Below are 26,482 nucleotides of genomic sequence, written 5' to 3'. Positions count from 1 at the left end.
GTCGACCGGTCGTCCGCCGGTACCGCCCCTGATCGCTCAGACACCGCCCCGCGAGGAGTCGCCACGACGAGGCGGTGCCTGTGGGGTCCGCTGCGGGACCACCTGCCGCAGACCGGCCGGAACTACCGGAACAGGTTCTGCATGAAGGTGATGACCGCTTCGGCCGCCTGCTGCAGATTCGCCAGCACGCTGTTGACGAAACCACTCGCTTCGTTCGGCGAGGAGATCAGGAAGAAGAGGGCGAGCGCGATCCCGGCCCAGGTCAGGAGTTTCTTCATGTTCACTGTGACGCACCCCGTCCGAAATGCCCTTTGATAGCCGCAGGCGCCTGCTGATCCGTTGTACCGCACACCGCCGCTTTACGGCAGCTTTGTACCGCACTTGGGTCAGTCGGTTCCGGGCAGGCCCGGATCAACTACCCTCCGTGGCGGTGATCATATCGGAAAACCCGGTGATCCGCTGCGTGGGCGCCGTCATCCACGACCCGCGCGGCCGATTGCTGCTGGTCAAACGCGCACACGACCCCGAAAAGGGGAAGTGGTCCCTCCCTGGTGGCCGGGTGGAGCAGTCGGAATCGGACCATTCGGCAGTACGGCGCGAAGTTCGCGAGGAAACAGGACTCTCCGTCACCGTCGGGCCTCTCATCGGGCGCGTGTTCCGCCCCGGCCCGAAGGGAACGTTCGAAATCCTGGACTACTCCTGTTGGAGTAGTGGAACGGATCTTTCCCCTGGTGATGACGCCGCGGACGCGGTGTGGGCGGACAGTGCGACTTTCGCCACACTGGAACGGCAGAACGCGCTCACCACGGGCCTGGCGGACGCGTTGCGCCACTGGGATTGTTTACCCCGCAACGAGTGACGGGGCACGACCCTCCGGGGCGGCCTTCGGCCCCGCTGACGCGTTTCCGCCAAACGTGAAGCATAGTCATATCTCGCGGGTTGGGATTTCACCCGTTTCGCCGTGCTGCCGTGAGCTCGACTGCGGTCCGTTGCGTCGCCGGGTCCCCCAACGGGTATGGTTGCCCGTTGGCTGGTCGGGACCACCGACGGTGGGTGACCTGAGGGAGGTGAGGGATCGTTGAGCAGTGCGGATAGCGCACTCCCGTGCAGTACCAACCGCATCCCCGCCGGAGAGGTCGTTCTCTAGGTACGCCCACCGCCCCGAGGTGGACACGACGGCGCCGGCCGGGATGCGCGACCCGCGAGAGGAAACCCGCTCAGCGCCCCAGTGCCCCGAACCTCGGAGGTCGCCGTGCCCACTCTGCCCTCGCTCGGCCTGCGCAGCCGTCGCAACGGCCGCGGAACGCGCTCCGCGCCGCGCACCCCCGCTCCGCTGTCCGCCTACGTGGTCGACTGCGCCATCTACGTCGACGGCCACCGCCTTGAGGGCGAGTGGAACCACGACGACGCCATCGAGGAGGTCCGGCGGCGCGGTTCCGGGTTCGTCTGGATCGGGCTGCACGAACCCGACGAGGAGCAGATCAACGGCATCGCCGAGACCTTCGGGCTGCACGAGCTGGCCGTCGAGGACGCCGTGCACGCCCACCAGCGGCCGAAGCTGGAGCGCTACGACGACACGCTGTTCATGGTGCTCAAGACCGTCCGGTACGTGGAGAACGAGACGCTGACGGCCACCAGCGAGATCGTCGAGACCGGCGAGCTGATGGTCTTCGTCGGGCGGGACTTCGTGATCACCGTGCGGCACGGCAAGCACGCGGGGCTGGCCGAGGTGCGCACCCAGCTGGAGGCCGACCCCGAACAGCTCGCGCTGGGGCCGTCGGCGGTGCTGCACGGCATCGCCGACCACGTCGTGGACACCTACCTGGAGGTCACCGAAGCCATCCAGGACGACATCGACGAGATCGAGGCCGAGGTCTTCGAACCGCGCACCAAGATCGACGCCGAGCAGATCTACCTGATGAAGCGCGAAGCGATGGAGCTGCGGCGCGCGGTGCTGCCGCTGACCAAGCCGTTGCAGCGGCTGTCCGAGGGATACCTGCCGATGGTCGCCGACGAGGTGCGCTCCTACTTCCGCAACGTCGAGGACCACCTGGCGAAGGTGTCCGAGCAGGTCAACTCCTTCGACGAACTGCTGACCACGCTGGTCGACGCCACCCTGGCCAAGATCACGCTCCAGCAGAACACCGACATGCGCAAGATCTCGGCGTGGGTCGCGATCATCTCGACGCCGACGATGATCGCCGGGATCTACGGCATGAACTTCAAGGTGATGCCCGAACTGGACCTGAAGTTCGGCTATCCGATGACGCTGCTGGTGATGCTGATCTCCTGCATCGTGCTGTTCAAGATCTTCCGCCGGAACAAGTGGTTGTGAAGGGGGCGTTGTAACATGTCAGTGCCCGTTCGCGATCATCCGTTCGGGTTCTCTTCGCTCCCGGCCTTCCGCCGGGTGCGGTTCTCCTGTCCCGCAACGCCGTCCGCGATGACGGCTGCCCGAGCGCGCGAGGAGGTCGTCATGCACTGCGTCCCGCACGAGCGCGGCAGGCGGCAGCCTCTGCTCGAACGCCTCGCGCTGCGGCGAAGTCCCGTGCCGCGCCGGGATCTCGCCGAGCGGCACTTCAGGCACACCGCCTGGATCGAGCGAAAACCCGGCGCGATGTGGGACGCGATTCCCGCCGCGCCGAGCGCCGTGGTGCGCTGACGCCCCGGGGGGAATGACCGCGGGCCACATCGTGAAGCGAACGTCCTCGTCGACCGTCGTCCTTCACGCCGGAGGTACCGCCATGACCCGCTTGATCGTCAACAAGCTCACCTTCCTGCTGGCCCTGCTCATGGGCTGGATCATCACCGTCTTCGTGCTGATCGCGCAGCAGGTCTGATTCCATCCTCAGTGGACTCCGCGACCGCCTGGGCCGGGTCGGTCGCGGAGTCGGGGTTCGCGGCGGAACACCGCGAACCCCGTGGAAAATCCCGGAGAACGAGCGCTACTCCGTCGGCGGGCGCATCGCGAGCTTCGCGAGCATGTCGCGGCCCTGTTCGGCGTGCCGGGGTTGGGCCAGCACGTCGTAGCGGCCCGCGACCAGCTGGCTGGCCGAGGAGAAGTCCCGGCGGCCGCGCGTCGACGCGTAGCCGACCGCGGCGAACACCAGCCCGAACACGATGCCGGTGCCCAGGCCGACCAGCACCGGGCCGATCCAGGTGGCCTGCGTGGTGAACATGCCCATGATCAGGCCGACGAACAGACCGAACCAGGCGCCGGAGGCCGCACCGCCGCCGAGCACGCGCCCCCACGTGAGCCGTCCGGTCACGCGTTCCACCAACATCAGGTCGACGCCGACGATGGTGACCTCCTGCACCGGGAAGTCGTTGTCGGCCAAGTGATCGACCGCGCGCTGGGCCTCTTCGTACGTGCTGTAGGAACCGATCGGCCAACCGGTGGGCGGGGTGGGCAGGTTGGGTGTGCCCGGCGCCGACCGGCCTGGACCGGTGAACGGGTTGGACACCGCTGACACCTCCGTGGAACTCGCTGCCGCGGGACCGGCCGGACCGGGCTGGCCCGATTCCTGCGTAATGTCCCCTGCACATCCAGGCTACCCGCTCGGTCCACCGTTGATCGGGTTGGCCGCGCGCCTTCGGGCAGGTGTTCGCCGCCGCCCGTCCGCGCTCACGCGGCGGATGTGCGGGGCCGCGGCGGGAGGGCGTCGATCGTGCCCAGCAGGATCATGTGCGCGTAGCCGACGAAAGCGGTCGCCGCCACGGCCCAACCGGAGCTGCCGAACGCCACGTCGGCCAGCCCCAGCACGTTGCCGTGGTCGTACAGCGCCAGGACGGCGACGAAGACCACCGCGGTGAGCACCACCGACGCCACGCGCGCGCCGACCCGGTAGGCGACGGTGAACGGCCAGGTCAGCAGGGTCGCCACGATGCCGAGCCCGAGCGGGCCGAGGCGGAAGCCGGTGGTGAAGATCCACGTCTGCGCGGCGAGCAGCGCCAGCGCCACGACCAGTCCGGGTGCCCAGCGGGCGAGTCCCGAGCCGAGCCGTCGCGCGACCCGCAGCCCCAGCCACACCGCGAAGACCGCGCTGAGCAGTGCGGTGAGCAGCAGCACCGCGTCGGGTGCCCAGTCGCGTGTGGAGTAGCAGACCGCCCACCTGTCCGGTGGGGAGTAGCCGAACCAGCCGAACAGCACGCCGTCACCGGCCCCGCTCGCCGCGTACGTCTTCGCGGCGAGGAGCCCGGCGGGGCCGTCCGACGCCCGCACCGGTCCCGGCCCGGTGAGGGTCACGCTCGCGACCGACAGGTACGCCAGCAGCGCGGCGCGCGTGGGCGCCGCCGCCGCGTAGACGATCGCCAGCAGCAGCGGTTTCACCAGCGTCATCGCCCGGCGGGCGAGCCAGCGCAACGCGCCGCGACCGGTCGGCCGGGCCGCGCGGTGGACGAGCAGTCCGAGCCGGGTCGCTATCGACAGCACCCGGCGCTCGCCGAGGTCGCCCAGCCGCTGCCGCCCGACCCGGTAACCCTCCACTTCGGACGCCAGGCGGTCCGGCGCGGGGACCGGGCGATCGTCTCCGCCTGCGGGGTCCGCACCTTCCGAAACCGCCGCGACGACCGGGATTTCCGTGGCCGCGATCGTCCACTGGAGACGTTCGGTGAGCAGCTTCCGGGTCTCCCGCAGCGGGTGTTCCCCGTCTGGGTCGGCGAACATCGCGTCGAGTTCGGCGCGCACGTCGGCCGCGTGCCGGGCCCACAGCTCGGCCAGGAACGCGCGCCACTGCCTCGCCTGCTGCTCGTCGAGTTCGCCCAGCTCCCCCTCGGTGGGGCGGCTGACGACGGCCTGCAGCGCGTCGCCGAGCTCCTCGGACCCGGCGTGCCTGCGCACCCAGCGGCCGGCGTCGGCGAACAGCCGGACCAGGCCGGCGGCGGCGTCCATCCGGCCCCACATCCAGTCGTTGGCCCGCCACTTCGCGGACAGGAACCCGCTGAAACTGCCCAGGTCCAAGCCGCGGATCTTGTCCTCGATGCGCAGCGGCTCGCCGTCGCCGCGGCGCAGCGCGGCGAACGGCAACGGCGTCTGCTCGTCGCTGACGACCCGGAGCAGGTTGATCCGCGAACCCGGCACCCGGCCGACGTCCAGCGGCGCGGTCAGCACCACGATCCGGCGCAGCACCTCGGCGCGCCGGTTCCCCGCCTGCTCCAGCAGCGCGAAACCGACCTGCTCCGGTCCCTCGACGTCCGGGCGTCCGGGCGCGGCGGCGGCGAGCCGGTCGGCGACCCGCAGCAGCACCTCGCGCGCCTGCGCCACCGCGTCCACCCCGCCGTTGTCGTGCGGCGCCGCGTCCGCGCCCGAGGACTCCACGATGGACAGCAGCTCGCGGGCGAACTCGGCGAGTTCGCGCTGGAAGTCGGTGCCGTCCTCGACGGTCCGCAGCACCTCCCCCAGCAGCGGCCGCACCGGCGAGGGCAGCCGATGCTGCAACCGGTCCCGCCGGCGCAGCACCCGCTGCACCCACTCGTCGAGCTCGGCGACCTCGACGATCGGTTCCAGCTCGGCGCCGTTGATCCAGTAGCGGTCCGCGTGCGCTTCGAGGACCTCCGCGAACGTCCGCAGCCGGTACAGGATCGACTTGCACCGCCCGATCTCCGCGGCGTCCGACCACCGCTCGACGTCCCACGCCCAGGACAGGCACTCCTGCACGGCGGACACCAGCGCGCGGCTGTCGTCGAAGACCCGCGCGGTCGCCTCCCGCGCCAGGCCGTCCGAGAGGCGCCGTTCGAGCTGGGTGCGCGCCTGCGCCGACCAGCCCGCCAACGGGTCGCCGGCCACCGGCGGGAGCAGCTTGCCGTCCTCGGTGCCCGCCGGTTCGGTCAGCAGCCGGTGGACCGCCTGCGCGTCGAGTTCCGCCCGCACCACCGCGTTGTCCGGCTCCGCCGCATCGGCCAGCCGCGCCAGTTCCGCCTCGCGCCGGCCCGGTTCGGCGGCGTGCAACGGGGCGAACAGCGACCGGCGCCGCAGCGCCAGCCGCTCCACCGAGCGGTTGTGCTCCTCCAGCGCGTCGAGATCGGCCAGCAGCGACTCCTGGGTCATGCGCGCCCGGATCGCGCTGGAGGCCACCGGAACGGCCAGCGAGGACCCGCGCCGCTGCCCGTGCGAGGCCACCGGGTCGGGGTTCAAGTACAGCAGCCAGCGGTGCGTGGGCCGGTCCGCCGGGGCGTCGGCGATGGCCCGGATCGCCGCCGTCACCGGGATGTTGTCCAGCACGCCGCCGTCCATCACCCGGAACGGCGGGGCCTGCGGCGACGCGGACACCTCGGAGAACCGGCCCAGCATGTTCGGCAGCCCGGTCGGCGGCTCGCCCTGCGCGGAGTACACCTGCGCGGGTTCGAAGGCGAACGGGAACGACGAGGTGGACCGGGCGGCGTGCGCCAGTTGCCGCACGGTGCGGCCGAATTCCGCACCCGCCCCGAAGTCCGACATCGGGTCCCCGGCGCGTCCCTGGTGCCGGAAGCGGAAGGACGCCTCGCGGCGCTCCTGCAACATCGGCCCGGAACGGCCGTCGAAGTGCCGCTCCACCACCGGGTCCAGCAGCGTCGCGGTGAGCAGCAGGTCGGCCCGGCGCGCCGGGTCGCCGGGCGTCGCGGGCACGTACTCGTTGATCACCCGCTCCAGTTCGGCCCGGAAGTAGCCGTCGCCCTCCAGCGGAGACGGCGGGGACGGCTGCCAGAACCGCGGCAGCGGCCGGGACATCGCCTCCACATCGGCCAGTCGCACCCACACCTGGCGCATCCGGTCGAACGGCATCCCGTACACCAGCGCCGCCGACAGCAGCGTCGCGTTCAGCCCGCCGGCCGAGGCCCCGGCCAGCACGTCGACCACGACCGAGTCGTACCCGGCCAGCCGCGCCAACGCCGCCCACGGGTGCCGGTCGTCCCCGTCCAGCGCGCGGCGGAGGTGGTTGATCTCGGCGACGGCCCCGCCGATCCACACCGCCATGCTGGTCCCGCCGCGCATCGCCAGCGCGAGCCGCAGTTCCTGCTCGTTCTCCGCACCTGCAGCGGTGGCCACGTCGAAGCCGCCCCCTCGATCGACATCGCGGATCTTCGCCGAAACTACCGCGCCGGGGCCGCTACGAGACCGTCGAGCGCCGGCATTCCCCGCCACGGAGCAACGGACCTGGGCGAACGGGGTGACACGCCGCCGTCACTGCGCAGGCGGCGTCCAGCGGTCCGTGCGGCGCATGCCCGCCGCGCGTCCCTTGCCCGCGATGACCAGCGCCATCTTGCGGGACGCCTCGTCGATCATCTCGTCGCCGAGCATCGCGGCGCCGCGGGCGCCCCCGGCCGCCGAGGTGTGCCACTCGTAGGCGTCCAGGATGTTCTCCGCGTGGTCGTAGTCCTCCTGGCGCGGCGAGAAGATCTCGTTCACCGCGTCGATCTGCGCCGGGTGCAGCACCCACTTGCCGTCGAAGCCCAGCGCCGCGGCGCGGCCGCCGATCGCGCGCAGCCCGTCGACGTCCTTGATCTGCAGGTACGGCCCGTCCACCGCCTGCACCCCGTGCGCGCGGGCGGCGGTGAGGATCTTCATGAGCACGTAGTGGTAGGCGTCGCCGACGTCGTAGCCGGGCGGCTGGTGACCGACCACCAGGGAACGCATGTTGATCGACGCCATGAAGTCGGCCGGGCCGTAGACGAGCGCCTCGACCCGGGGCGAGGCACCGGCGATGGCACCGGCGGCCTCCAGCCCGGCGGCGTCCTCGATCTGCGGCTCGATGCCGATCCGGCCGACCTCCAGCCCCGTGGCGCGCTCGACCTGGGTCAGCGTCAGGTCCAGCCAGCGGACGTGGTCGGGCGTGCTGACCTTGGGCAGGACGATCGTGTCCAGGTTGGCGCCGGCGCCTTCCACCACCGCGGCCACGTCGCGGTAGGTCCACTCCGTGGTCAGCGCGTTGACCCGCACCGACCGGGTCCGGTCGCCCCAGCCGCCCTCGTTGAGCGCGTCGACCACGCGCTCCCGCGCTTCGGCCTTGGCCAGCGGCGCCACCGCGTCCTCCAGGTCCAGGAAGAACTGGTCGGCCGCGAGGCCGCGGGCTTTGTCGATCATCTTCGCGCTGGATCCCGGCACGGCCAGGCAGCTGCGGCGGGCTCGGTGACGGTCGACCACGGCGGTCCTCCTGTTCGATCGCGACGCACTGGTTGTCTACCACGCCGCCGTCCCGACCGGTCCGTCCTCGTGGGGGCCTCGGACGGCAGGGCTCGGCCGGAGTCTCTAGCCTGATCGGCGTGGCACCCGTGACCAGGGTTTTCGCAGCCCGGATGGCAGGACTCGCGGTCTTCGGACCGGACGGCGAGTCGATCGGCCGGGTGCGCGACGTGGTCGCGGCGCTGGGCGTCGGACGGCAGCCGCCCCGGGTGCTGGGGCTGGTGCTGGAGATCCCGACCAGACGCCGGATCTTCGTGCCCATGCTGCGGGTGACCAGCATCGAGCCGAACGCGGTGGTGTTGGGGACCGGGACGGTCAACCTCCGCAAGTTCGGCCAGCGCCCCAACGAACTGCTCGTGCTCGGCCAGCTGCTCGACGCGCGGGTCACCGTGCTGCCCTCGGAGGCGCCCGCGACGCTGGTGGACGTCGCCATGGAACCGACCCGCACCCGCGACTGGCAGCTGACCAAGGTCGCGGTCCGGGAACGCACCGGTCGGCTCGGCAGGCGCGCCCCGACGCACGTGCTGGACTGGGACCAGGTGCGCGGGCTCGGTTTCGCCGAGCTGACCGGCCAGCCGCAGGGCGTCCAGCAGCTGCTCGCGGTCTTCGACGCGATGCGGGCGGTCGACGTCGCCAGCGCCCTGCACGAGCTGCCCGCCAAGCGCCGCTACGAGGTCGCCGAGGCGCTGGACGACGAGCGGCTGGCCGACGTCGTCGAGGAACTGCCCGAGGAGGACCAGAAGGACCTGGTGGCGCACCTGGACGAACAGCGGGCGGCCGACGTGCTGGAGGCGATGAACCCGGACGACGCCGCGGACCTGCTCGCCGAACTGTCCGAAGTGGACAAGGATCGGCTGCTCGGGCTGATGGCCCCGGAGGAGTCCGCTCCGGTCCGGCGCCTGCTGGAGTACTCCGCGGACACCGCGGGCGGGCTGATGACCTCGGAACCGGTCGTCGTCACACCGGACGCCACGATCGCCGAGGCGCTGGCGATGGTCCGCAACCCGGACCTGCCGGTGGCGCTGGCGAGCCTGGTGTTCGTCTGCCGCGCGCCGACCGCCACCCCCACCGGCCGCTACCTGGGCTGCGTGCACATCCAGCGGCTGCTGCGCGAACCACCGTCCATCCTGGTCGCCGCCGCGCTGGACACCGACCTGGCCAGCCTGCCCGCCGACGCGCCGCTGCCCGAGGTCACCCGCTACTTCGCGGCCTACAACCTGGTGTGCGGCCCGGTGCTGGACGACGAGGAGCACCTGGTCGGCGCGGTCACCGTCGACGACGTGCTCGACCACCTGCTGCCGGAGAACTGGCGGGAGAGCGGCCTGCCCGAACCCGGCGGCGCCGAGGAGCAAGTGCCGAACCCGGGAGCCCCGCATGCCTGAACTGCTCACCCACCGCCGCCTCGACCAGCCCCGCGCCCCGCGCCGCATCGCCGTCTCCTACGACCCGGAGTTCTTCGGCCAGATCTCCGAGCGCGTCGCCCGGTTCTTCGGCACCGGCAAGTTCCTGTTCTGGATGACGGTGTTCGTGGTCTCCTGGATCGCCCTCAACGTCTTCGCCGTGCAGTACGCGTGGGACCCCTACCCGTTCATCCTGCTGAACCTGGCGTTCTCCACCCAGGCGTCCTACGCCGCCCCGCTCATCCTGCTGGCGCAGAACCGGCAGGACGACCGCGACCGGGTGTCGCTGGAGGAGGACCGCGCCCGGGCCGCGCAGACCAAGGCCGACACCGACTACCTGGCCCGCGAACTGGCTGCGCTGCGGCTGGCCGTCGGCGAGGTCGTCACCCGCGACTACCTGCGCGGCGAGCTGGACCGGCTGCGCGACGAGCTGCCCGGCCTGGAGAGCGCCGCCGCCCGGCGCCGCCGCGCCACCGACGGGCAGGCGGACTGATCAGCGGCGCAGGTCGTCGAACAGCGCCACGATCGCGGGCGCGGTCACCGGACGGGCCAGGTACTCCTCGCGCGTCATCCAGGCCAGCTCGGCGATCTCCGCGGCGGGCACCGGTTCACCGTCCGGCACGCCCGAGTAGCAGGCCAGTTCCACCCGGACCCCGTCGCCCTGGCCGACCGCGTCGGCGCGGTAGCGCCCGGTGAAGCCGACGCCGGTCAGGCCCACCCCCAGCTCCTCGCGCACCTCGCGGTGCAGCGCTTCCAGCTCGGTCTCGCCCGGGTCGATCTTGCCCCCGGGCAGGTAGAACGCCTCCTGGTAGTCGGCGCGCACCAGCAGCAGCCGGTCGGCCACGAAGCGGACCAGGCCGACGGCGCGGATCAGTCGAGGTGTCGGGTCGTGCACCCCGTCATGCTTGCGCACGCTGCCCGGGGGGCGACGGGACACCCCCGTCGGCGAGCCGTTCGCAGGTGCGCACCAGCGTCTCCAGCTCGCCCGCCGTCGCGGACAGGAAGTAGCGGGCGATGCCGTTGCGGTGCGTCGGGGAGGCCATCCGCAACCGGGCCTCGCCGCGTTCGGTGATCACCGCCTGCACCCCGCGCCCGTCGGAGTCCACCCGCACCCGCTTGACCAGCCCGAGCCGTTCCAACCGGTCGACGAGCCGGGTCACGCCGGAGCGGGACAGCAGCACGACGTCGGCCAGCTCGGTCATCCGCAGTCGCCGCTCCGGCGCCTCGGACAGCGCTTCGAGGACGTCGTAGGCGGCCAGGGTGAGCCGCTGCTCGGCGATGAGGTCGCCTTCCAGGCACCGCGTGACCCGGGCGTGCGCGCGCAGGAAGCTCCGGTACGCCAGCAGTTCACTTCGAGTCGGTAATCGGTCAAGACCCGTCTCGGCCACGAAGTGGATATTACGGAACGCGTTCATCCGACTGCGCAGCGCCCCCAGGATCGCCCCCGGCGGCGCTGCGCGGTCGCGGATCGCGCCGCCCAGTCCCTACTGCCGGACGGCTACCGGTCCGTAGCATGGGGCGTGGAGCACATGCAGAAAGGTCGGTGTCAGGCAGCTGTGACCAGTACCCAGTCCACCCCCACCGAGGAGGCCGTGCGGCGGGCCCTCGGCGCGGTCCAGGACCCCGAGATCCACAAGCCGATCACGGACCTGGGCATGGTCAAGTCGGTGTCGGTCGGCGAGTCCGGCGACGTCACGGTCGAGGTGTACCTGACGGTCAAGGGCTGCCCGATGCGGGAGACGATCACGCAGCGGGTGACCGACGCGGTCTCGGCGGTCGAGGGCGTGCGCTCGGTGCACGTCGAGCTGGACGTGATGAGCGACGAGCAGCGCACCGAGCTGCGCAAGCAGCTGCGCGGCAGCGCCGAGGAACCGCGCATCCCGTTCGCCGAGCCGGGGTCGCTGACCCGCGTGTACTGCGTGGCCTCCGGCAAGGGCGGGGTCGGCAAGTCGAGCGTGACGGTGAACCTGGCCGCCTCGATGGCCCGGCGCGGGCTGTCCGTCGGCGTGGTCGACGCCGACATCTACGGCCACTCCGTCCCCCGCATGCTCGGCGCGGGCGGCAAGCCGACCCAGGTGGAGAAGATGATCATGCCGCCGCAGGCGCACGGCGTGAAGGTCATCTCCATCGGCATGTTCACCCCGGGCAACACGCCGGTGGTCTGGCGCGGGCCGATGCTGCACCGCGCGTTGCAGCAGTTCCTCTCGGACGTGTTCTGGGGCGACCTCGACGTGCTGCTGCTGGACCTGCCGCCCGGCACCGGCGACGTCGCGCTGTCCACCGCCCAGCTCATCCCGAACGCCGAGATCCTGGTCGTCACCACCCCGCAGCAGGCGGCGGCCGAGGTCGCCGAGCGCGCCGGGGCGATCGCCCTGCAGACCCGCCAGCGGCTGGCCGGGGTCGTGGAGAACATGTCCTGGATGGAGCTGCCGGACGGCCAGCGCGTGGAGGTCTTCGGGTCCGGCGGCGGGCAGCTGGTGGCCGAGTCGCTGACCCGCTCGGTCGGTTCCGAGGTCCCGCTGCTGGGCCAGGTCCCGCTCGACCCGCGGCTGCGCGAGGCCGGGGACAGCGGAACCCCGCTGGTCCTGCAGGACCCCGACTCGCCCGCGGCGACGGTGCTCGACGGCATCGCCCAGCGGCTGTCCACCCGCGCCCGGGGCCTCGCGGGCAAGCTGCTGTCCGTCTCCCCCGCCTAGCGGGGGCTTCGGCCGCGCGGGGTCAGGCGGTCTTCGCGACGGCCAGCAGTCCCGGTCCGACCGGGAGGCCGATCGGGACGAGGCCCTCGTCCTCCTCCACCGCGCGGAACAGGTCCCGGTGCGCCGGGGTGGCCCGCACCCCGGCGAAGACGATCACTCCGCCCTGGCGGAGCAGGCGGACGCCCAGCTGGAGGTAGCGGGCGTGCTCGGTGGTCGCGGTGGACACCGAGACCAGGTCGTACCCGCCTTCGGTGAGCCGCGGCAGCACCTCGGTCGCCACGCCCGCGATCAGCCGCGTCCGGCCCGCCGGGACACCCGCGTCGGCGAGCGCCGCGCGGGCTCGCCGCTGCGCCGTCGGATCGACGTCGATCGAGGTCAGCACCCCGTCCGGGACCATGCCGGAGAGCAGCCACAACGCGCTCTCGCCGGAACCGGTCCCGACCTCCACGGCGGTCCGGGCGCGCAGCACCGCGGCCAGGAAGCGCAGGACGTGCATCGGGGACGCCGCGATCGGGACGTCCTCGGCGGAGGACTGTCCGGACAAGCGGCGTCGCACCTCGTCCCGGCCCAGGGGCCCGGCATCCACCGGTGTCTCGGGTATCACAGCCGGACAGGCTATCGGCGGCCGCCTCGCGCGTGACCGGCGCGGCCGACATCGTTAGAGGGCCGTTTCCTGGCGAGAGCGGGCGCGACGGAGGACACATCCGCCTTCTCAGGCTGTTCTCAGGAGGCTTTCATGACTCCCTCACCAGCGAGGACGATATTGGAGGCGTCATACCCGGCAGCGTCGTCCGCGCCACGCGCACGGCCAGGCGCACGGCGCTGCGGGAACAACCGCTCGGTCGCGGACGTTGTCGTAGGTGCGACCGCACAGGAGGTGGCTTACCGCCCGATGGCAACACAGCCGATGAGTGTGGCCCCCGACATCACGGTGCGCGGCGCGCAGGCGCCCGCCCCCGCCGGAGCCCAACGCCCCGTCTCACCCGCGCAGGAGGAGGTCACCTGGACTCCTCCGTCCTGGGACGAGGTGGTGCGCCAGCACGCCGACCGGGTCTACCGCCTGGCGTTCCGGCTGACCGGCAACCAGCACGACGCCGAGGACCTTACGCAGGAGACGTTCATCCGGGTGTTCCGGTCGCTCGCGTCCTACAAGCCGGGAACCTTCGAGGGCTGGCTGCACCGCATCACCACGAACCTGTTCCTGGACATGGCCCGTCGTCGTTCGCGGCTGCGGATGGAGGGCCTGCCCGAGGACACCGACCGGTTGCCGGGCGGTGGCCCGACGCCGGAGCAGGTGTTCCACGACACCCACCTCGACCCCGATCTGCAGGCGGCGTTGGACGAGCTGCCCCCGGAGTTCCGGGCGGCGGTCGTGCTCTGCGACGTCGAAGGTCTCTCGTACGAGGAGATCGGGGCCACCCTCGGAGTGAAGCTGGGTACTGTGCGCAGCAGGATCCATCGCGGTCGGCAGATGCTGAAGGCCACCTTGGAAGCTCGCCGCGAGCAGGCCCGGGAGGTTGCCGAATGACGGTTCTGCGAGGGTGGGGGCTGCCTGAGCAGCACCTCGCGCTGGACGCGATCGTCGCGTTCGTGGACGGTGAACTGAGCCCGAACGCCACCGATCGCGCCGCCGCCCACCTCGCCCGTTGCCCAGCGTGCGCGTCGGACGCGGCCGCCCAGCGGCAGGCCCGCGCGGCGGTCCGGGCGGCGGGAACACCGTCGATCTCCCCGAGCCTGTTGCAGGCCCTGCGCGCCATCCCCGGCTGCGCGGAGCTGCCCGCCCAGCCGGAGGGACTCGCCCTCACCGAGGACGGGCAACTGGTCACCACGGAGCGCACCCACGCCCTCGGCACCAGCGCCGCGCTCGGTTCCAGTCGGCCGCTCGGGCACCGACCCCTGGGCAGCGGCTCCCCTTTTCCGGGTGACTCCGCCGAGATCGCGCCACCGAGCCGGTCCCGCGGAGTCGGCCGCCGCACCCGCCAGGGCGCCGGAGTGGTGTTCTCCGGCCTGGTGCTCGGTGCCCTGGCACTGATGAACATGCCCGGCAATGGCGGTGGCCAACCCGCCCCGGGCCCGTCCCCCGTGCCCGACGGCTACCTCGACAACGCCGTGCTGCCCGTATCGGCGCACGATCCGCGCCCCACGACTCCCGAGGCCCCGACCTCGGCAGCGGAACCGCAGGTCGCGGCGCGCCCGACGGGGTTGCCGACGTCGTCGGCCGCGCCGCTGCCGACGACCTCGGCGCCGCGGAACTGACCACCTCCCACACGAACTTCACCCCCGGCGCGGCAGGATTGACCCGTTGATGCGGGCGTCGTGCCCGTGTGATCCACTCGCCCGAGAGAGTCACGACCGCATGCCCGGGGAGCGATGAGCGAGCAGCCTGGAACGCCCGCGCAGGGTCCCGACCGCGGACGGCAGGACGGGGACGCCGAACCGCCGCACCCGGACGGTTCGACTCGCACGCGGGACGTCCCGGCGGACGGCGATCCGCCCCGGCTGCGGCCCCGCCCGCTGCACCGTCCCCCGGTCGATCCGGCCCAGGCCACGGCGTTCGGCCGTCCCGCCGGCGTGTCCGGCAGCTTCGACCCCGACCGCCCGTCCCCGCACCGCGGCTCCACCGAGCGGACCCGGCCGCCTGCCGAACCGCTCGTCCAGGCGTTCGGCCGTCCCGCCGGCGACGACCAGCGGTTGCAGCGCGCACCCGGCGAACGGCCGATGACCCCGGAACCGCCCGAGGAGCCGCTGCTCTGGGACTCCGACGAGCAGACCCCCTGGCGCGACCCGGCGGCCGGTGCCGTCCTCGGCCCGCCCGCGGTCCCGGAGGACCGGTCCGACGGCGGGGAGCCGACCGAGCAGGGGCCGCTGCTGAGCGCCCGCGAAGTGCTGTTCGGCCGCCGCGTGCGGCCGCGCGCCCTGGTGGCGCTCGGCGCGGCGGCGCTGCTGCTGGCCGTGGTCGGGGGGTTCATCGGGCGCATCACCGCCGAGGAGGGCAACCCGCTCACCAACCCGGACGTCACCCTCGCCGACGTCGAACAGGGCAAGCCGCGCCCGAAGGGCACGACCGCCGCGGTCGCCAAGCGGGTGGTGCCCGCGGTGGTGTCCGTCGAGGTCCGGCTCGGCTCCCAGGGCGGCAGCGGTTCGGGCGTGGTCATCGACGGCAACGGCTACGTCCTCACCAACAACCACGTGGTGTCGATGGCCTCCGACAGCCCGAACGCGCAGGTCTCCGCGGTTTTCCACGACGGCACCCGGGCTCCGGCGCGGATCGTCGGCAGGGACGTCAAAACCGACCTGGCGGTGCTCAAGGTCGAGGTGGCGAACCCGACCGTGGCGCAGTTGGGCGACTCCCACGACCTCACCGTCGGGGACGACGTCATCGCCATCGGCTCCCCGCTGGGCCTGGCGGGCACCGTCACCACCGGCATCGTCAGCTCCGTGCACCGCCCGGTCCGGCTGGCCGGCGAGGGAACCGACACCAACGCGGTCATCGACGCGATCCAGACCGACGCGGCGATCAACCCGGGCAACTCGGGCGGCGCGCTGGTCGACGCCAACGGCGCCGTGGTCGGCATCAACAGCGCGATCCGCACGCTCGGCTCCACCAGCGGCGAGGGCGGATCCATCGGTCTGGGCTTCGCGATCCCGATCGACGACGCCCGGCGCATCGCCCAGGAACTCATCCGCACCGGCCGTGCCCAGCACGCCGACCTGGGCGTCAACGCCAAGTCCGTCAGCGACGGCCTCGCCGACGGCGCCCAGGTGCAGAACGTGCGCGACGGCAGCCCGGCGGCGGCCGCGGGGATGGCCGAGGGCGACGTGATCACCAAGGTCGGCGACCGCCGGGTCGGCAGCGCCGACGAGCTGATCGTGGCCGTGGACCGGCACCAGCCCGGCGAGCACGTGCCGGTCACCGTGGTGCGACAGGGCCGCGATCTGGTGCTCGACGTCCCCCTGCGCTGAACCGGGCGCCCGCCTCCGCGCGGGGTGGGCTTCCCCCTCCTGCCGCACTGCGGCGGTCGGTACCCTGGTCGGCGGCAGCGGGGGCGCTGCCCGAGGATCCGGAGGTAGGCAGGTGTTCGATTCCGTCGGCTGGCCTGAACTGCTGATCCTGGTCGTCGTCGGCTTGTTCGTCCTCGGTCCGGAACGGCTCCCGCAGGCCGCCGCGTGGCTCGGTCGGACGGTGCGGCAGGTGAAGGAGTACGCGACGGGCGCCCGCGAGCAGATCCGTTCCGAGCTCGGCCCGGAATTCGACGAGCTGCGCAAACCGCTCGAAGACCTGCGCGGCATCCGCAACTTCAACCCGCGGACGGCGGTCACCAAGCACCTGTTCGACGGGGAGAACCCGCTGGACGGCATCTTCGACGACACCGCGACCAACGGGCACCGCCCGGAGGCGCCGAAGCCGCCCGCCGAGCAGCCGCGCCCGCTGTCCCCGGGCGAGCGCCCGCCTTACGACTCCGACGCCACCTGAGGCTCGCGCGCCTGCGCCGGCGCCACGACGGCTCCGCCCGCGTGCGAGCGGGTGATCCACACGCCGACGGCCGCCACCGCGAGCCAGCAGCACAGCAGCACCGTCATCCCGGACCAGCCCCACGCGCCGTAGGCCGTGCCCCCCAGCACGCCGCCGACGCTGCTGCCGCCGTAGTAGGCGAACTGGTACAGCGCGGACGCCTGGCCGCGGGCCGATGCCGAGGCGCGCGCACCGACCCAACCGCTGGCCACGGAGTGCGCCGCGAAGAACCCGCCGGTGAACACCACGAGCCCGAGGACGATCAGCACGAGGTCGTCGGCGAGCATCACCAGCAGTCCGAGGACCGCGAGCACCAGACCGGTCAGCAGCACGCGGGCCCGCCCCCAGCGGTCGGCGGCGCGGCCCGCCAAGGCGGAGGTGACGGTGCCCGCGGCGTAGGCCAGGAACGCCAGCGCGGCGAGCGCCGGGGACACCAGCAGCGGCGGCGCGGTGAGCCGGAAGCCGAGCACGTTGTAGACGGCGACGAACGATCCCATGCCCATGGCGGCGACGAGGTAGGGCGCGTAGAGCACCGGGTCGCGCAGCGCGGCGCGCAGCCCGCCGAGCAGCGGTGCCCAGCTCAACGCCTGGCGGTGGTGGTTCCGCTCGGTCGGCAGCAGCACCACGAACAGGACCGTGCACACCGCGGCGAGCAGCGCCACCGCGAGCACGCCCCCGGTCCAGCCCGCGAAGTCGCTGACGATGCCGCCGAGGAGACGGCCGGACATCCCGCCGATGGTGGTCCCGGCGACGTAGAGGCCCATCGTGGTGCCGAGCTGCCTGCCACCGGTCTCGTCAGCCAGGTAGGCGGCGGCGACCGCGGCGAGCCCGGCGACCGCCGCGCCCTGCACCAGCCGCAACCCGACCATCAGCGGGAACGACGACACGAACGGCAGCAGCAGGCCGAGCACTTCGGCGATCAGCAGCGACGTCACCATCGTCCGGCGGCGCCCGACCGCCTCGGACAGCGTGCCCAGCGGGATCGCCGCGACAGCCAGGCCGAGCGTGCTCGCGGAGACCAGCAGCGCCGCGGTTCCCGGGCTCAGCTGGAACGTGTGCGCCAGCTGCGGCAGCACCGGTTGCGGCGCGTAGAGCAACGCGAACAGCGCCAGCGCGCCGACCAGCAGGGCGATGCGGATCTTGCGCACCCGAGTGGAGTCAACAGCATTCACGCCAACGAAAGTAAGCAGGGCGAAATAATGCGTCCAATTCAAATTTGACTGTAGATTGATGCAATGACGCATGAATCACCGCGGTCCGACGAAGCGGCCCAGCTAGCGGCCCGGTTGAGCCCCACGCTCGCCCTGCTGCGCGCCGTCGCGTCCGAGGGGCATCTCACACGAGCTGCGGAAACGCTGGGCATGCCGCAGCCCACGGTCAGCCGCGCGCTCGCCCGGCTGAGCGAGCAGATCGGGGCCCCGGTGATCGCCCGGCAGGGACGGGGCGTCCACCTGACCCGAGCGGGCTCGCTGCTCGCCGAGGCCGCCGACGGGGCGCTGCGCAGCCTCGAAGCGGGCTGCCGCGCGGTCGTCGAGGAGGTCGACCCGGAGCGCGGCCAGGTCACGTTCGGCTTCCAGCACACCATGGGCAGCACCCTGGTCCCGCCGCTGCTGCGCGGCTTCCGCGCCGCACGACCGCACGTGCGGTTCGGGCTGGTCCAGGGGCCTCGCGACGACCTGCTGGCGCGGATGGACGCCGGCGAGGTCGACCTGTGCCTGATCTCCCCGCTGCCGCACGACCAACCGCGCTGGGAGGTCCGGGCTCTGCAGGAGGAACCGCTCGTCGCGGTGTTGTTCACCGGTCACCGGCTGGCCCGCCGCCGCGCGCTGCGGCTCGCCGAGCTGGCCGGGGACGACTTCGTGGCGACCCGCCGCGGTTACGGGCTGCGCCGGATCTTCGCCGGGCTCGCCGAACGGGCGGGCTTCGAACCGCGCCTGGCCTTCGAGAGCGAGGAGGTCGACACGGTGCGGGGTCTGGTGGCCGCCGGGCTCGGGGTCGCGCTCCTCCCGCCCGCCGACAACGGCCCGATCCCCGGCACGGTCGAGGTGCCGATCCGACCCGCTGCCCACCGGACGATCGGCCTGGCCTGGCCCGCGCAGCACCCGCTTCCGCCCGCGGTGCGGGCGTTCCGCGACTTCGCCCTCGACCACCCGGTGCGCGGGCCGGAGTCCCGGTTCCCGTGAGCACCTTCGCCCGAACCCGGTCCCGGCGGGCGGCGTCAGCCGCTCCTCGGTGCGCGGTCTCGCCACCGCCAGAACCAGGCGCTCGGGGACGGACTCCTGCCCGCGCGGGTCAGCCGGTGAAGCCGGCGGCGAGTTCGACGAGGCTGCGGGCGGCGAAGCCGGTGGCGCCCGCGACGACCTCGGCGTAGTCGGACTCCGCGCGCGCCGGACCGGCGATGTCCAGGTGCGCCCACGGCAGCCCACCGGTGAACTCGCGCAGGAACAGCGCCGCGGTGACCCCGCCCGGTCCCGGCGGAGTCTGCTTGACGTCGGCGAGGGTGCCCTTGACGTCCTCGGCGTGCGCGTCGAGCAGCGGCATCCGCCACCACGCCTCGCCGACCCGCTCGCCCGCGGCGCTCACGCGCCCGGCCAGCTCGTCGTCCGTGGCGAAGAAGCCGCCGGTGCGCAGGCCGAGCGCGACCTTCATCGCGCCGGTCAGCGTCGCGACGTCCACCAGCAGGTCGGGCTCGTGCTGCTCGACGGCGTAGGCCATCGCGTCGGCCAGCACCATGCGCCCCTCCGCGTCGGTGTTGCCGACCTCGGTGGTCTTGCCGCCGTAGTGCCGGACCACGTCGCCGGGCCGGTAGGCGGAGCCGGACACGTGGTTCTCGGCGGCCGGGACCAGACCGGTCACCCGGACCGGCAGCCGCAGCCGGGCGATGGACAGCAGCGCCGCGATGACCGCCGCGCCGCCGGACATGTCGGTGCGCATCAGGTGCATGCCCTCGGCGGGCTTCAGCGAGATCCCGCCCGTGTCGAAGGTGATGCCCTTGCCCACCAGCACCAGGTGCGGCCCGTCGTGGTGCTCCGGCCGGTAGCTCAGCTCCAGCAACCTGGGTGGACGCGCGGATCCGCCGCCGACGGCGAGGACACCGCCGAAGCCGCGGTCGGCCAGCCACTTCTCGTCGCGCACGGTGGCCGACAGCCCGGGCACGTCGGTGGCGAGCTCGGCACCGACCCCGGTCAACCAGGCCGGGTCCTTGATGTTCGAGGGGGCGTTGGCCAGGTCGCGCGCCAGCGCCGTCGCCGCGGACCACTCCGCGGCCCGGCGCACGTGCTCGGCGAGCTCGTCGCGGTCCGCGCCGTCCGGCGCCACCAGCAGCACCTTGCGCAGTCGCGGGGGCCGTGGGCGGGAGGTGACCCGGAAGCGGTAGCCACCGAGGGACAGCCCGAGCGTCAGCGCGGTGACCACGTCGCCGTCCACCTCGGCGGGCAGCCGCACCTGGAGGTAGTCGGAATCCCCGGCCTCGCCGAGATCACCGGTCTCGTCCTCGCTGTCGGCGACCTGGTCCAGCCTCCCGCGGACGGCGCGCGCCAGCGCGGCACCCGCGGTCCGCCACTGCGCGGCCGAGCCGGCGCCGACGCCGACGGCCCAGCCGAAGCGGCCGTCGGACAGCGGCAGGGCGCGGACCTCACCGGCGGAGGCGGACGCGCCGACCGCCCGCAGCACGGAGATGTCCACTTCGAACCGTTCGGCGGCGGACGCCAGGTCCGGCCCCGACTCGCCGTCGTGGACCGGCACGGCACCGGGGACGCCGTCCCGCCACTGCTGCACGATGTCCACTTCGACCAGTGACGTGGGGATCACCGGCAGTGTCGGGTCCACGTCACGACCCGCCCGCGAGGAGCGGTCGGTGCGACCCGGGGAACGGAACACTGAGGCACCGGACACGAAAAGACCTTCCTGCACGGGCTGCCCGCCCACGCGACTCGAAACCTGGACCGTCGGCGGTCCCGGCACCCGACGGCACCGGGACCGCTGCGGAGAGCGCTCGGAACCCTCCGTCGGCGTGTTGAGTTGTCGCCTCGGCGATCGGGTCGTCCCACCGGTTCGCCTCCGCCCGGTGGGCCGTCCGCCGACCACCTGCTGGCGGCCTCAGCCGGTGGCCGACTCCAGGGCGTCACCCAGGTTCTTGGCCTCCTCGACCGACATTTCGACGACGAGCCGCCCACCGCCCTCGAGCGGGACGCGCATCACGATTCCGCGCCCCTCCTTCGTCACCTCGAGGGGACCGTCACCGGTCCGGGGCTTCATGGCCGCCATAGCGTGCTCCCTCCGTGAACTCTTCCCCCGCTGGTCGCCACAACCAGCTCGGGTCCTCCCCCATTGTCCCCCATCCCGAGGTGTGCACGAAACCGAACCGATCAACTCGTGTCGGTCGTGCGCTGGTCGAATGCGGGTGACGGCTGGCAGACTGACCCGGCGTGCGGGCTCTTTCGGCAGCATCCACCGAGCGCCCGGAAGCCCTCCGCGGCGGCCGGAACGCCGGACCGCGCGCGGCGGCTCGGCATGATCGCCCGCCAGCCGGGCTACCAGCCGCGACACTGTCCACCCGGGACGGCCCGACCACCGCACCAGACGTCCACTGTGGAGAGATCTGCCGCCGGATCCGCCGACACGGCAAGCGCCGACGAAGGAGCGAGAAGTGACCGAGGTACTGCTGACCCACGACGCCGAAGGTGTGCGCCTGCTCACGTTGAACCGGCCCGACTCGTTCAACTCGCTCAACGTCGAGCTCAAGCAGCGCCTGATCACCGCGCTGCGGGAGGCGGCGGCCGACGACTCGGTCCGCGCGCTGGTGATCACGGGCGCGGGCAAGGCGTTCTGCGCCGGGCAGGACCTCAAGGAGCACGTGGCGCTGCTCGAAGCCGAGGATCCCGCGCCGCTGCGCACCGTCGAGGAGCACTACAACCCGATCATCCGCGCGGTGACGACCATGCCGAAGCCGGTGATCGCCGCGGTGAACGGGATGGCCGCCGGGGCGGGGGCGTCCTTGGCGTACGCGTGCGACCTGCGGATCGCCGCCTCCGACGCGAAATTCCTGATGGCCTTCGCCAACGTGGGCCTGTCCAGCGACTCCGGGGCCTCCTGGACGCTGCCGCGGCTGATCGGCTACGGCCGCGCCATGGAGATGCTGCTGCTGGCCGAACCGGTCGGCGCCGAGGAGGCGCTGCGCATCGGCATGGTCAACCGCGTCGTGGACGGCGGGGCGACCGTGGACGCGGCCACCGAGCTGGCGACCCGCATGGCGGCGGGCCCCACCAGCGCCTACGCGCGGATCAAGGAGACCATGCTCGCCGCCGCCAGCGAGGGGCTCGCCGAGGCGCTCGCGGTCGAGGCCGGAGCCCAGGCGGAGGCCGGGCGCACCGCCGACCACGCCGAAGCGGTCGCCGCCTTCGTCGCCAAGCGCACCCCCCGCTTCACCGGCCACTGACCCGAATCGCCCGATCCGGGGCGGTGAGAGGAGCCCGGGGGCGGGCGCTCAGCAGGCCCGCCAGCAGTCGGCGAGGTGGTCGTCGACCATGCCGGTGGCCTGCATCAGGGCGTAGCAGGTCGTGGGGCCGACGAAGACGAAGCCGCGGCGCTTGAGCTCCTTGGCCATGGCCGTGGACTCCGGGGTCGTGGCGGGCACGTCCGCGAGCGCGCGGGGGCGCTTGCGGTCGCCGTGGTCCGGGGCGAAGGACCACAACAGCTCGTCGAGCGGGCGGTCGAGGTCGAGCGCGGCCCGCGCGTTGCGGATCGCCGCGTCGATCTTCGCCCGGTTGCGGACGATCCCGGCGTCGGCGAGCAGCCGCGCCCGGTCGGTCTCGTCGAACCGCGCGACCCGCGCCGGGTCGAACCCGGCGAACGCCTCGCGGAACGCGTCCCGCTTGCGCAGGATCGTCAGCCAGGACAGGCCGGACTGGAAGGATTCCAGGGTGATCCGCTCGAACAGCGCTTGGTCGCCGTGCAACCGGACGCCCCACTCCTCGTCGTGGTACCGGGTGTAGTCCGCGGGACCCGCGCCCCACGGGCACCGCGCCCGCCCGTCCGCGCCGATCACGGCACCGGATTCGGCCACCTGCTCCTCCTGCTCACTGGTCGTACTCGCGGCAGAACTCCGCGAAGGCGTCGAGGGAACGCCGCAGGCCCCACGCGAAGGCGGGGCGCACGACCGGCCAGAGCACGCCCGCGCCGAACGGCGGGACCAGCCGTTCCCACCACACGAACGTCGATGCGGCGTTGCCGCAGCGGATCACGTCGAACCCGCCCTCGCCGGAGACGATCTCGCCGACGTGGCGCACCCGGCAGCGGCGGGGCGGGGACCACTCCACGACCTCCATGCGGTCGACCACGCCGATGCCGCGGATCCCGGTCACGGCGACCAGCCGCGTGCCGAGCCCGCCGGAACCGGCGGACGCCTGCACCTCGGTGCCCAGCATCCACTCGCCCTGCCGGTCCCAGTCGGTCGCCGCCGCCCAGACCACTTCGGGCGGCGCGTCGACCGGCACGCCGATCCGGATCTCCACGGGCTGCACCGGCCTCAGTCCTCCCGGTCACCGCCCTGCTTGGCTTTCGCGAGCTGCTCCCCGGCGACGTCGAGCTGCCGTTCCAGCACCGCGATCCGGCCGCGCAGTTCGTCGATCTCCCCCGCCAGCCGGTCCAGCGCCCAGTCCACCTCCGACGCCTTGTACCCGCGCACCACCTGCTGGAATCGCAGCTCGCGGACGTCGGAGCCCTCGATGCCCGACGGCGGCAGACGGGTCGGGGTGGAGCCGGGCGGCAGTGGTTCGAGCTGTTCACCGCGGCCGAAGACCCACGAGGCCAGCAGGTAGATCACCGCGGCGACCACCAGCACGACGAACAGGTAGATGAGCGCACTAGCCACGCCGTCATCGTGGCACGGACCGCCGACGGGTGTGCCGAGCGGCGTCACGCCTTGGCCGGCGCGGCCTCCAGGACCCCTTCGATGGCCGTGGTGAACTCGCGCCACGCCCGCCGTTCGGACTGCAGGGTCCGCATCCCGGCCTGGGTCAGCCGGTAGGTGCGGCGCTGCCGACCGCCGACCGTGCTCCACGAGCTCTGCACGTAGCCGGCGCGCTCCAGTCTGCGCAGCGCCGGGTAGACGGTTCCAGTGGGCAGATCGAGGGCGCCGCCGCTCCGCTCCTGCAGCGCCTCGATGATCGCGTAACCGTGCAGCGCCCTGCCGTCGAGCGTGGCGAGCAGGAGGGCGTCCAGGTGACCCCGTAGCGCATCAGCCTTCACAAGTAGCGACTCTACGGTTATTCGCGACACATGTCACCGTCATCGACAAGAGGACCTAGGTCCTTTCGCGATCCGGACGCCCGATGATCTCCATCACACGAAGCTCTGCCATAATGGCCCGTTCGGGGGATTCACGCCAGGGCGCGGAGCACCTGGTGCGGCGGCCGGGTCCCGCTGATGGCGGCGACCATGTCGACGACGCGGCGGGTCTCGACGACGTGGTGGGCCCGGAAGACCCGCGCCCCGACCCGGGCGGCGACCGCGGTGGCCGCCAACGTGCCCTCCAGCCGCTGGTCGACGGCGGCGTCGAGGGTCTCGCCGACGAAGTCCTTGTTCGACAGCGCCATGAGCACCGGCCAGCCGGTGTCGACGAGTTCGCCGGCCCGGCGCAGCAGTTCCAGCCCGTGCCAGGTGTTCTTGCCGAAGTCGTGGGTCGGATCGATGAGCACGCCCCGCGCCGGGACGCCGAGCCGCACCACGCGCTCGGCCCGCTCGACCAGCTCGGCGGCCACCTCCGCCACCACGTCGGTGTAACGGACCCGGTACGGGTCGGTGCGCGGCGGCAGACCACCGGTGTGCGAGCAGACCAGTCCGGCCCCGAACTCGGCGGCCACCTCGGCGAGCTTCGGATCGGCCCCGGCCCAGGTGTCGTTGAGCAGGTCGGCGCCCGCCTCGCACACCTGCCGGGCGACCTCGTGCCGCCAGGTGTCGACGCTGATCACCAGGTCCGGGTGGCGCTCGCGCACCGCGGCGACGAACGGCGCGACCCGGCGGGTTTCCTCGTCGGCGTCCACCACCTCGCCCTGCGCGCCCGCGCGCACCCCGCCGATGTCGACGATGTCGGCACCGTCGGCGACCGCGCGGTCCACCGCGGCGAGGGCGGCGTCGGCGGCGAAGGTGCGGCCGCGGTCGAAGAACGAGTCGCGGGTGCGGTTCACGATCGCCATCACCAGCGGGCGGTCTCCGGCGACGTCCTTGTCGCGGAACCGCAGCGGCGGCAGTGCCTGCGCGGTCACGGCACGCACGCGTCCAGCGCGGCGTCGACGTCGCCGACCACGGTCAGCGCGTCGAGCGAGTGCTGCGAGGCGAAGCCGCTGGCGACCAGGTCGTGCAGCCAGTCCAGCAGACCCCGGTAGTGCCCGTCCGGGTCGAGCACGACGACAGGCTTGGCGTGCATGCCGATGTAGCGGGCGGTCCACACCTCGAACAGCTCCTCGCAGGTCCCGATCCCGCCCGGCAGCGCCAGGAACGCCGAGGCGTGCGCGTCCATCAGCCCCTTGCGCTCGCGCATCGTCTCGACGACGAGCAGCTCGTCGGCGTCGGTGTCGGCGACCTCGCGGTCCACCAGGGCGCGCGGCATGACGCCGACGGTGCGCGCTCCGCCGGCGCGGGCGGCGCGGGCGACCTCCCCCATCATCGACACCCGGCCACCGCCCGAGACCAGCGTCCACCCGCGCTTGGCGATGCCGCGCCCGACCTCGGCGGCCAGGTCGAGGTGCTGCTGCGGCACCGGGCGCGACGCGCAGTACACGCAGACCGCGACGTCCACAGTGGACTCACTTCTCAATGCGTGGCCTCCCAAGCCTCGTAAGCCTCCTGCACGATGCCGACCGCGTCGTCCACGTCGTCGGTGAGGTGCAGCAGCGCCAGGTCCTTGTCGCCGATCTTGCCGCTTCCCCGCATGGTGTCCCGGATCCAGTCGTACAGCCCCTGCCAGTAGTCCCGGCCGAACAGCACCACCGGGAACTTCGTGACCTTCTTCGTCTGCACCAGGGTCAGCGACTCGAACAGCTCGTCCATCGTGCCGAACCCGCCCGGGAGGCAGACGAACGCCTGCGCGTACTTGATGAACATCGTCTTGCGCACGAAGAAGTACCGGAAGTTCACCCCGAGATCGACCCACGGGTTGAGCCCCTGCTCGAAGGGCAGCTCGATGCCGAGGCCGATGGACAGGCCGCCCGCCTCCGACGCGCCCCGGTTGACCGCCTCCATGGCACCCGGCCCACCGCCGGTGATCACCGCGCAGCCGGTCCCGGCCAGCGCGGCGCCGAGCCGGACCCCGGTGGCGTACTCGGGGTGCTCGCGCGGCGTGCGCGCCGACCCGAAGACGGTCACCGCGCGCGGCACCTCGGCCAGCGCGCCGAACCCCTCGACGAACTCCGCCTGGATCCGCAGCACCCGCCACGGGTCGGTGTGCACCCAGTCCGACGGGCCTCGGGAGTCGAGCAGCCGCTGGTCGGTGGTGGTGGGCTCGCCCAGCCGCGACCGCCGCAGCACGACGGGTCCGCGTTGCTTCTCCTGGGGATGATCGGCACCGTCCGGAGTGCCCCACGGGCGTTCGACTGTCATGCGGTCGAGCCTACGCATCGCCGCCGCGTCGCCGACCTCCGGTGCCAGGGACGAAATGCCTGTTCAGGAGGGATTCACACGCGCGTGTGGCGGCGTACGATGAAGGGAAAGATCGAGT

29 protein-coding genes are annotated in these 26,482 nt (G+C 72.7%); 12 read left to right on the top strand and 17 right to left on the bottom strand.

Annotation, left to right across the window (positions count from 1 at the left end):
- Window positions 1-122: 122 nt before the first annotated feature.
- On the bottom strand, window positions 123-278 hold the full coding sequence (locus tag NV263_RS04035) for a hypothetical protein (RefSeq protein ID WP_263254471.1): 156 nt from the start codon (window positions 276-278) through the stop codon (window positions 123-125).
- A 173-nt stretch (window positions 279-451) separates the two neighbouring features.
- On the opposite strand from NV263_RS04035, the gene NV263_RS04030 reads away from it, so the two are divergent.
- The 3 genes from NV263_RS04030 to NV263_RS04020 all read left to right on the top strand — a co-directional run bounded on the left by NV263_RS04030 (window position 452) and on the right by NV263_RS04020 (window position 2,662).
- Complete coding sequence (locus NV263_RS04030; protein ID WP_397545629.1) at window positions 452-859, top strand: NUDIX hydrolase; 408 nt, start codon at window positions 452-454, stop codon at window positions 857-859.
- 393 nt (window positions 860-1,252) lie between these two features.
- Entirely contained in the window at window positions 1,253-2,335 is a 1,083-nt protein-coding gene (corA, locus tag NV263_RS04025; RefSeq protein WP_263251145.1) for a magnesium/cobalt transporter CorA, read from the top strand.
- Between the two features lie 108 nt (window positions 2,336-2,443).
- Window positions 2,444-2,662, top strand: coding sequence for a hypothetical protein (locus tag NV263_RS04020; protein WP_263251144.1), 219 nt, complete (start codon window positions 2,444-2,446; stop codon window positions 2,660-2,662).
- A 283-nt stretch (window positions 2,663-2,945) separates the two neighbouring features.
- Here the strand turns inward: NV263_RS04020 and NV263_RS04015 are convergent, their stop codons facing one another.
- The 3 genes from NV263_RS04015 to NV263_RS04005 form a co-directional block, all read right to left on the bottom strand.
- The gene (locus NV263_RS04015) at window positions 2,946-3,464 is read right to left on the bottom strand and encodes a general stress protein (RefSeq protein ID WP_263251143.1); all 519 of its coding nucleotides are present in this window, start codon (window positions 3,462-3,464) and stop codon (window positions 2,946-2,948) included.
- 161 nt (window positions 3,465-3,625) lie between these two features.
- On the bottom strand, window positions 3,626-7,024 hold the full coding sequence (locus tag NV263_RS04010; RefSeq protein ID WP_263251142.1) for a patatin-like protein: 3,399 nt from the start codon (window positions 7,022-7,024) through the stop codon (window positions 3,626-3,628).
- A 135-nt stretch (window positions 7,025-7,159) separates the two neighbouring features.
- Window positions 7,160-8,119, bottom strand: coding sequence for an HpcH/HpaI aldolase/citrate lyase family protein (locus NV263_RS04005; RefSeq protein ID WP_263251141.1), 960 nt, complete (start codon window positions 8,117-8,119; stop codon window positions 7,160-7,162).
- Window positions 8,120-8,238: 119 nt separating this feature from the next.
- Here NV263_RS04005 and NV263_RS04000 point away from each other — a divergent pair, with 119 nt between their 5' ends.
- Both NV263_RS04000 and NV263_RS03995 read left to right on the top strand, forming a co-directional pair.
- Window positions 8,239-9,540, top strand: a complete 1,302-nt coding sequence (locus NV263_RS04000; protein WP_263251140.1) for a magnesium transporter MgtE N-terminal domain-containing protein — start codon at window positions 8,239-8,241, stop codon at window positions 9,538-9,540.
- A complete protein-coding gene (locus NV263_RS03995; protein WP_263251139.1) occupies window positions 9,533-10,051 on the top strand; it encodes a DUF1003 domain-containing protein in 519 nt (172 codons plus the stop codon). The genes NV263_RS04000 and NV263_RS03995 overlap by 8 nt, the downstream gene beginning before the upstream one ends.
- On the opposite strand, the gene NV263_RS03990 is transcribed toward NV263_RS03995, so the two are convergent.
- Window positions 10,052-10,471 (bottom strand): NUDIX hydrolase, encoded by a 420-nt coding sequence (locus NV263_RS03990; protein WP_263251138.1) that lies wholly within the window; start codon window positions 10,469-10,471, stop codon window positions 10,052-10,054.
- Complete coding sequence (locus tag NV263_RS03985; RefSeq protein ID WP_263251137.1) at window positions 10,458-10,946, bottom strand: MarR family winged helix-turn-helix transcriptional regulator; 489 nt, start codon at window positions 10,944-10,946, stop codon at window positions 10,458-10,460. The genes NV263_RS03990 and NV263_RS03985 overlap by 14 nt, the downstream gene beginning before the upstream one ends.
- 168 nt (window positions 10,947-11,114) lie before the next feature.
- Here NV263_RS03985 and NV263_RS03980 point away from each other — a divergent pair, with 168 nt between their 5' ends.
- On the top strand, window positions 11,115-12,254 hold the full coding sequence (locus NV263_RS03980) for an Mrp/NBP35 family ATP-binding protein (protein ID WP_263251136.1): 1,140 nt from the start codon (window positions 11,115-11,117) through the stop codon (window positions 12,252-12,254).
- 22 nt (window positions 12,255-12,276) lie between these two features.
- Here the strand turns inward: NV263_RS03980 and NV263_RS03975 are convergent, their stop codons facing one another.
- Complete coding sequence (locus tag NV263_RS03975) at window positions 12,277-12,858, bottom strand: O-methyltransferase (protein WP_380756849.1); 582 nt, start codon at window positions 12,856-12,858, stop codon at window positions 12,277-12,279.
- 288 nt (window positions 12,859-13,146) lie between these two features.
- On the opposite strand from NV263_RS03975, the gene sigE reads away from it, so the two are divergent.
- The 4 genes from sigE (at window position 13,147) to tatB (ending at window position 16,728) form a co-directional block, all read left to right on the top strand.
- Entirely contained in the window at window positions 13,147-13,782 is a 636-nt protein-coding gene (gene sigE / locus NV263_RS03970) for an RNA polymerase sigma factor SigE (protein ID WP_263251133.1), read from the top strand.
- Window positions 13,779-14,510 (top strand): zf-HC2 domain-containing protein, encoded by a 732-nt coding sequence (locus NV263_RS03965; protein WP_263251131.1) that lies wholly within the window; start codon window positions 13,779-13,781, stop codon window positions 14,508-14,510. Before sigE ends, NV263_RS03965 begins: the two co-directional genes overlap by 4 nt.
- A gap of 114 nt (window positions 14,511-14,624) precedes the next feature.
- Window positions 14,625-16,217, top strand: coding sequence for a trypsin-like peptidase domain-containing protein (locus NV263_RS03960; protein ID WP_263251130.1), 1,593 nt, complete (start codon window positions 14,625-14,627; stop codon window positions 16,215-16,217).
- A gap of 112 nt (window positions 16,218-16,329) precedes the next feature.
- Window positions 16,330-16,728, top strand: coding sequence for a Sec-independent protein translocase protein TatB (gene tatB / locus NV263_RS03955; protein ID WP_263251129.1), 399 nt, complete (start codon window positions 16,330-16,332; stop codon window positions 16,726-16,728).
- Here the strand turns inward: tatB and NV263_RS03950 are convergent.
- On the bottom strand, window positions 16,707-17,939 hold the full coding sequence (locus NV263_RS03950; RefSeq protein ID WP_263251127.1) for an MFS transporter: 1,233 nt from the start codon (window positions 17,937-17,939) through the stop codon (window positions 16,707-16,709). The two genes, tatB and NV263_RS03950, sit on opposite strands and share 22 nt — an antisense overlap.
- A gap of 63 nt (window positions 17,940-18,002) precedes the next feature.
- Between NV263_RS03950 and NV263_RS03945 the strand changes: the two genes are divergently transcribed.
- Window positions 18,003-18,950: a LysR family transcriptional regulator gene (locus NV263_RS03945; protein WP_263251125.1), complete on the top strand. Its 948-nt coding sequence runs from the start codon at window positions 18,003-18,005 to the stop codon at window positions 18,948-18,950.
- Window positions 18,951-19,059: 109 nt separating this feature from the next.
- On the opposite strand, the gene NV263_RS03940 is transcribed toward NV263_RS03945, so the two are convergent.
- Window positions 19,060-20,595 carry a leucyl aminopeptidase family protein gene (locus NV263_RS03940; RefSeq protein ID WP_263251123.1) on the bottom strand — a complete coding sequence of 512 codons (1,536 nt, stop codon included), beginning with the start codon at window positions 20,593-20,595 and terminating at the stop codon, window positions 19,060-19,062.
- A gap of 270 nt (window positions 20,596-20,865) precedes the next feature.
- On the bottom strand, window positions 20,866-21,033 hold the full coding sequence (locus tag NV263_RS03935) for a DUF3117 domain-containing protein (RefSeq protein ID WP_009949794.1): 168 nt from the start codon (window positions 21,031-21,033) through the stop codon (window positions 20,866-20,868).
- A 382-nt stretch (window positions 21,034-21,415) separates the two neighbouring features.
- Here NV263_RS03935 and NV263_RS03930 point away from each other — a divergent pair, with 382 nt between their 5' ends.
- The gene (locus NV263_RS03930) at window positions 21,416-22,204 is read left to right on the top strand and encodes an enoyl-CoA hydratase-related protein (RefSeq protein ID WP_263251118.1); all 789 of its coding nucleotides are present in this window, start codon (window positions 21,416-21,418) and stop codon (window positions 22,202-22,204) included.
- Window positions 22,205-22,252: 48 nt separating this feature from the next.
- Here NV263_RS03930 and NV263_RS03925 read toward each other — a convergent pair whose 3' ends face one another.
- From NV263_RS03925 to NV263_RS03895, 7 genes are all read right to left on the bottom strand, one after another.
- Entirely contained in the window at window positions 22,253-22,831 is a 579-nt protein-coding gene (locus NV263_RS03925; RefSeq protein ID WP_317630391.1) for a DNA-3-methyladenine glycosylase I, read from the bottom strand.
- A gap of 13 nt (window positions 22,832-22,844) precedes the next feature.
- Entirely contained in the window at window positions 22,845-23,288 is a 444-nt protein-coding gene (locus tag NV263_RS03920) for an SRPBCC family protein (protein WP_380756841.1), read from the bottom strand.
- 5 nt (window positions 23,289-23,293) lie between these two features.
- Complete coding sequence (locus NV263_RS03915; RefSeq protein ID WP_263251116.1) at window positions 23,294-23,638, bottom strand: DivIVA domain-containing protein; 345 nt, start codon at window positions 23,636-23,638, stop codon at window positions 23,294-23,296.
- 44 nt (window positions 23,639-23,682) lie between these two features.
- Window positions 23,683-24,015 (bottom strand): PadR family transcriptional regulator, encoded by a 333-nt coding sequence (locus NV263_RS03910; protein WP_263251114.1) that lies wholly within the window; start codon window positions 24,013-24,015, stop codon window positions 23,683-23,685.
- 131 nt (window positions 24,016-24,146) lie between these two features.
- Window positions 24,147-24,962, bottom strand: coding sequence for a dihydropteroate synthase (gene folP, locus NV263_RS03905; protein WP_397545628.1), 816 nt, complete (start codon window positions 24,960-24,962; stop codon window positions 24,147-24,149).
- Between the two features lie 65 nt (window positions 24,963-25,027).
- On the bottom strand, window positions 25,028-25,582 hold the full coding sequence (locus NV263_RS03900; RefSeq protein ID WP_263251112.1) for an LOG family protein: 555 nt from the start codon (window positions 25,580-25,582) through the stop codon (window positions 25,028-25,030).
- Window positions 25,579-26,364 (bottom strand): LOG family protein, encoded by a 786-nt coding sequence (locus NV263_RS03895; RefSeq protein ID WP_263251110.1) that lies wholly within the window; start codon window positions 26,362-26,364, stop codon window positions 25,579-25,581. The genes NV263_RS03900 and NV263_RS03895 overlap by 4 nt, the downstream gene beginning before the upstream one ends.
- Window positions 26,365-26,482: the final 118 nt, after the last annotated feature.

This window comes from Saccharopolyspora rosea (assembly GCF_025643595.1).
Lineage (GTDB): Bacteria > Actinomycetota > Actinomycetes > Mycobacteriales > Pseudonocardiaceae > Saccharopolyspora > Saccharopolyspora rosea.
Note: the sequence above shows the minus strand (reverse complement) of the source record. Positions and strands in the feature narration are given on the sequence as shown.

What these genes read in the sequence shown, in the direction of transcription:
- NV263_RS04035 (WP_263254471.1), bottom strand. Translation starts at nt 278, where the DNA reads ATGAAGAAACTCCTGACCTGGGCCGGGATCGCGCTCGCCCTCTTCTTC.
- NV263_RS04020 (WP_263251144.1), top strand. Translation starts at nt 2,444, where the DNA reads ATGACGGCTGCCCGAGCGCGCGAGGAGGTCGTCATGCACTGCGTCCCG.
- NV263_RS03995 (WP_263251139.1), top strand. Translation starts at nt 9,533, where the DNA reads ATGCCTGAACTGCTCACCCACCGCCGCCTCGACCAGCCCCGCGCCCCG.
- sigE (WP_263251133.1), top strand. Translation starts at nt 13,147, where the DNA reads ATGGCAACACAGCCGATGAGTGTGGCCCCCGACATCACGGTGCGCGGC.
- NV263_RS03965 (WP_263251131.1), top strand. Translation starts at nt 13,779, where the DNA reads ATGACGGTTCTGCGAGGGTGGGGGCTGCCTGAGCAGCACCTCGCGCTG.
- NV263_RS03960 (WP_263251130.1), top strand. Translation starts at nt 14,625, where the DNA reads ATGAGCGAGCAGCCTGGAACGCCCGCGCAGGGTCCCGACCGCGGACGG.
- NV263_RS03945 (WP_263251125.1), top strand. Translation starts at nt 18,003, where the DNA reads ATGACGCATGAATCACCGCGGTCCGACGAAGCGGCCCAGCTAGCGGCC.
- NV263_RS03935 (WP_009949794.1), bottom strand. Translation starts at nt 21,033, where the DNA reads ATGGCGGCCATGAAGCCCCGGACCGGTGACGGTCCCCTCGAGGTGACG.
- folP (WP_397545628.1), bottom strand. Translation starts at nt 24,962, where the DNA reads ATGGCGATCGTGAACCGCACCCGCGACTCGTTCTTCGACCGCGGCCGC.
- NV263_RS03895 (WP_263251110.1), bottom strand. Translation starts at nt 26,364, where the DNA reads ATGACAGTCGAACGCCCGTGGGGCACTCCGGACGGTGCCGATCATCCC.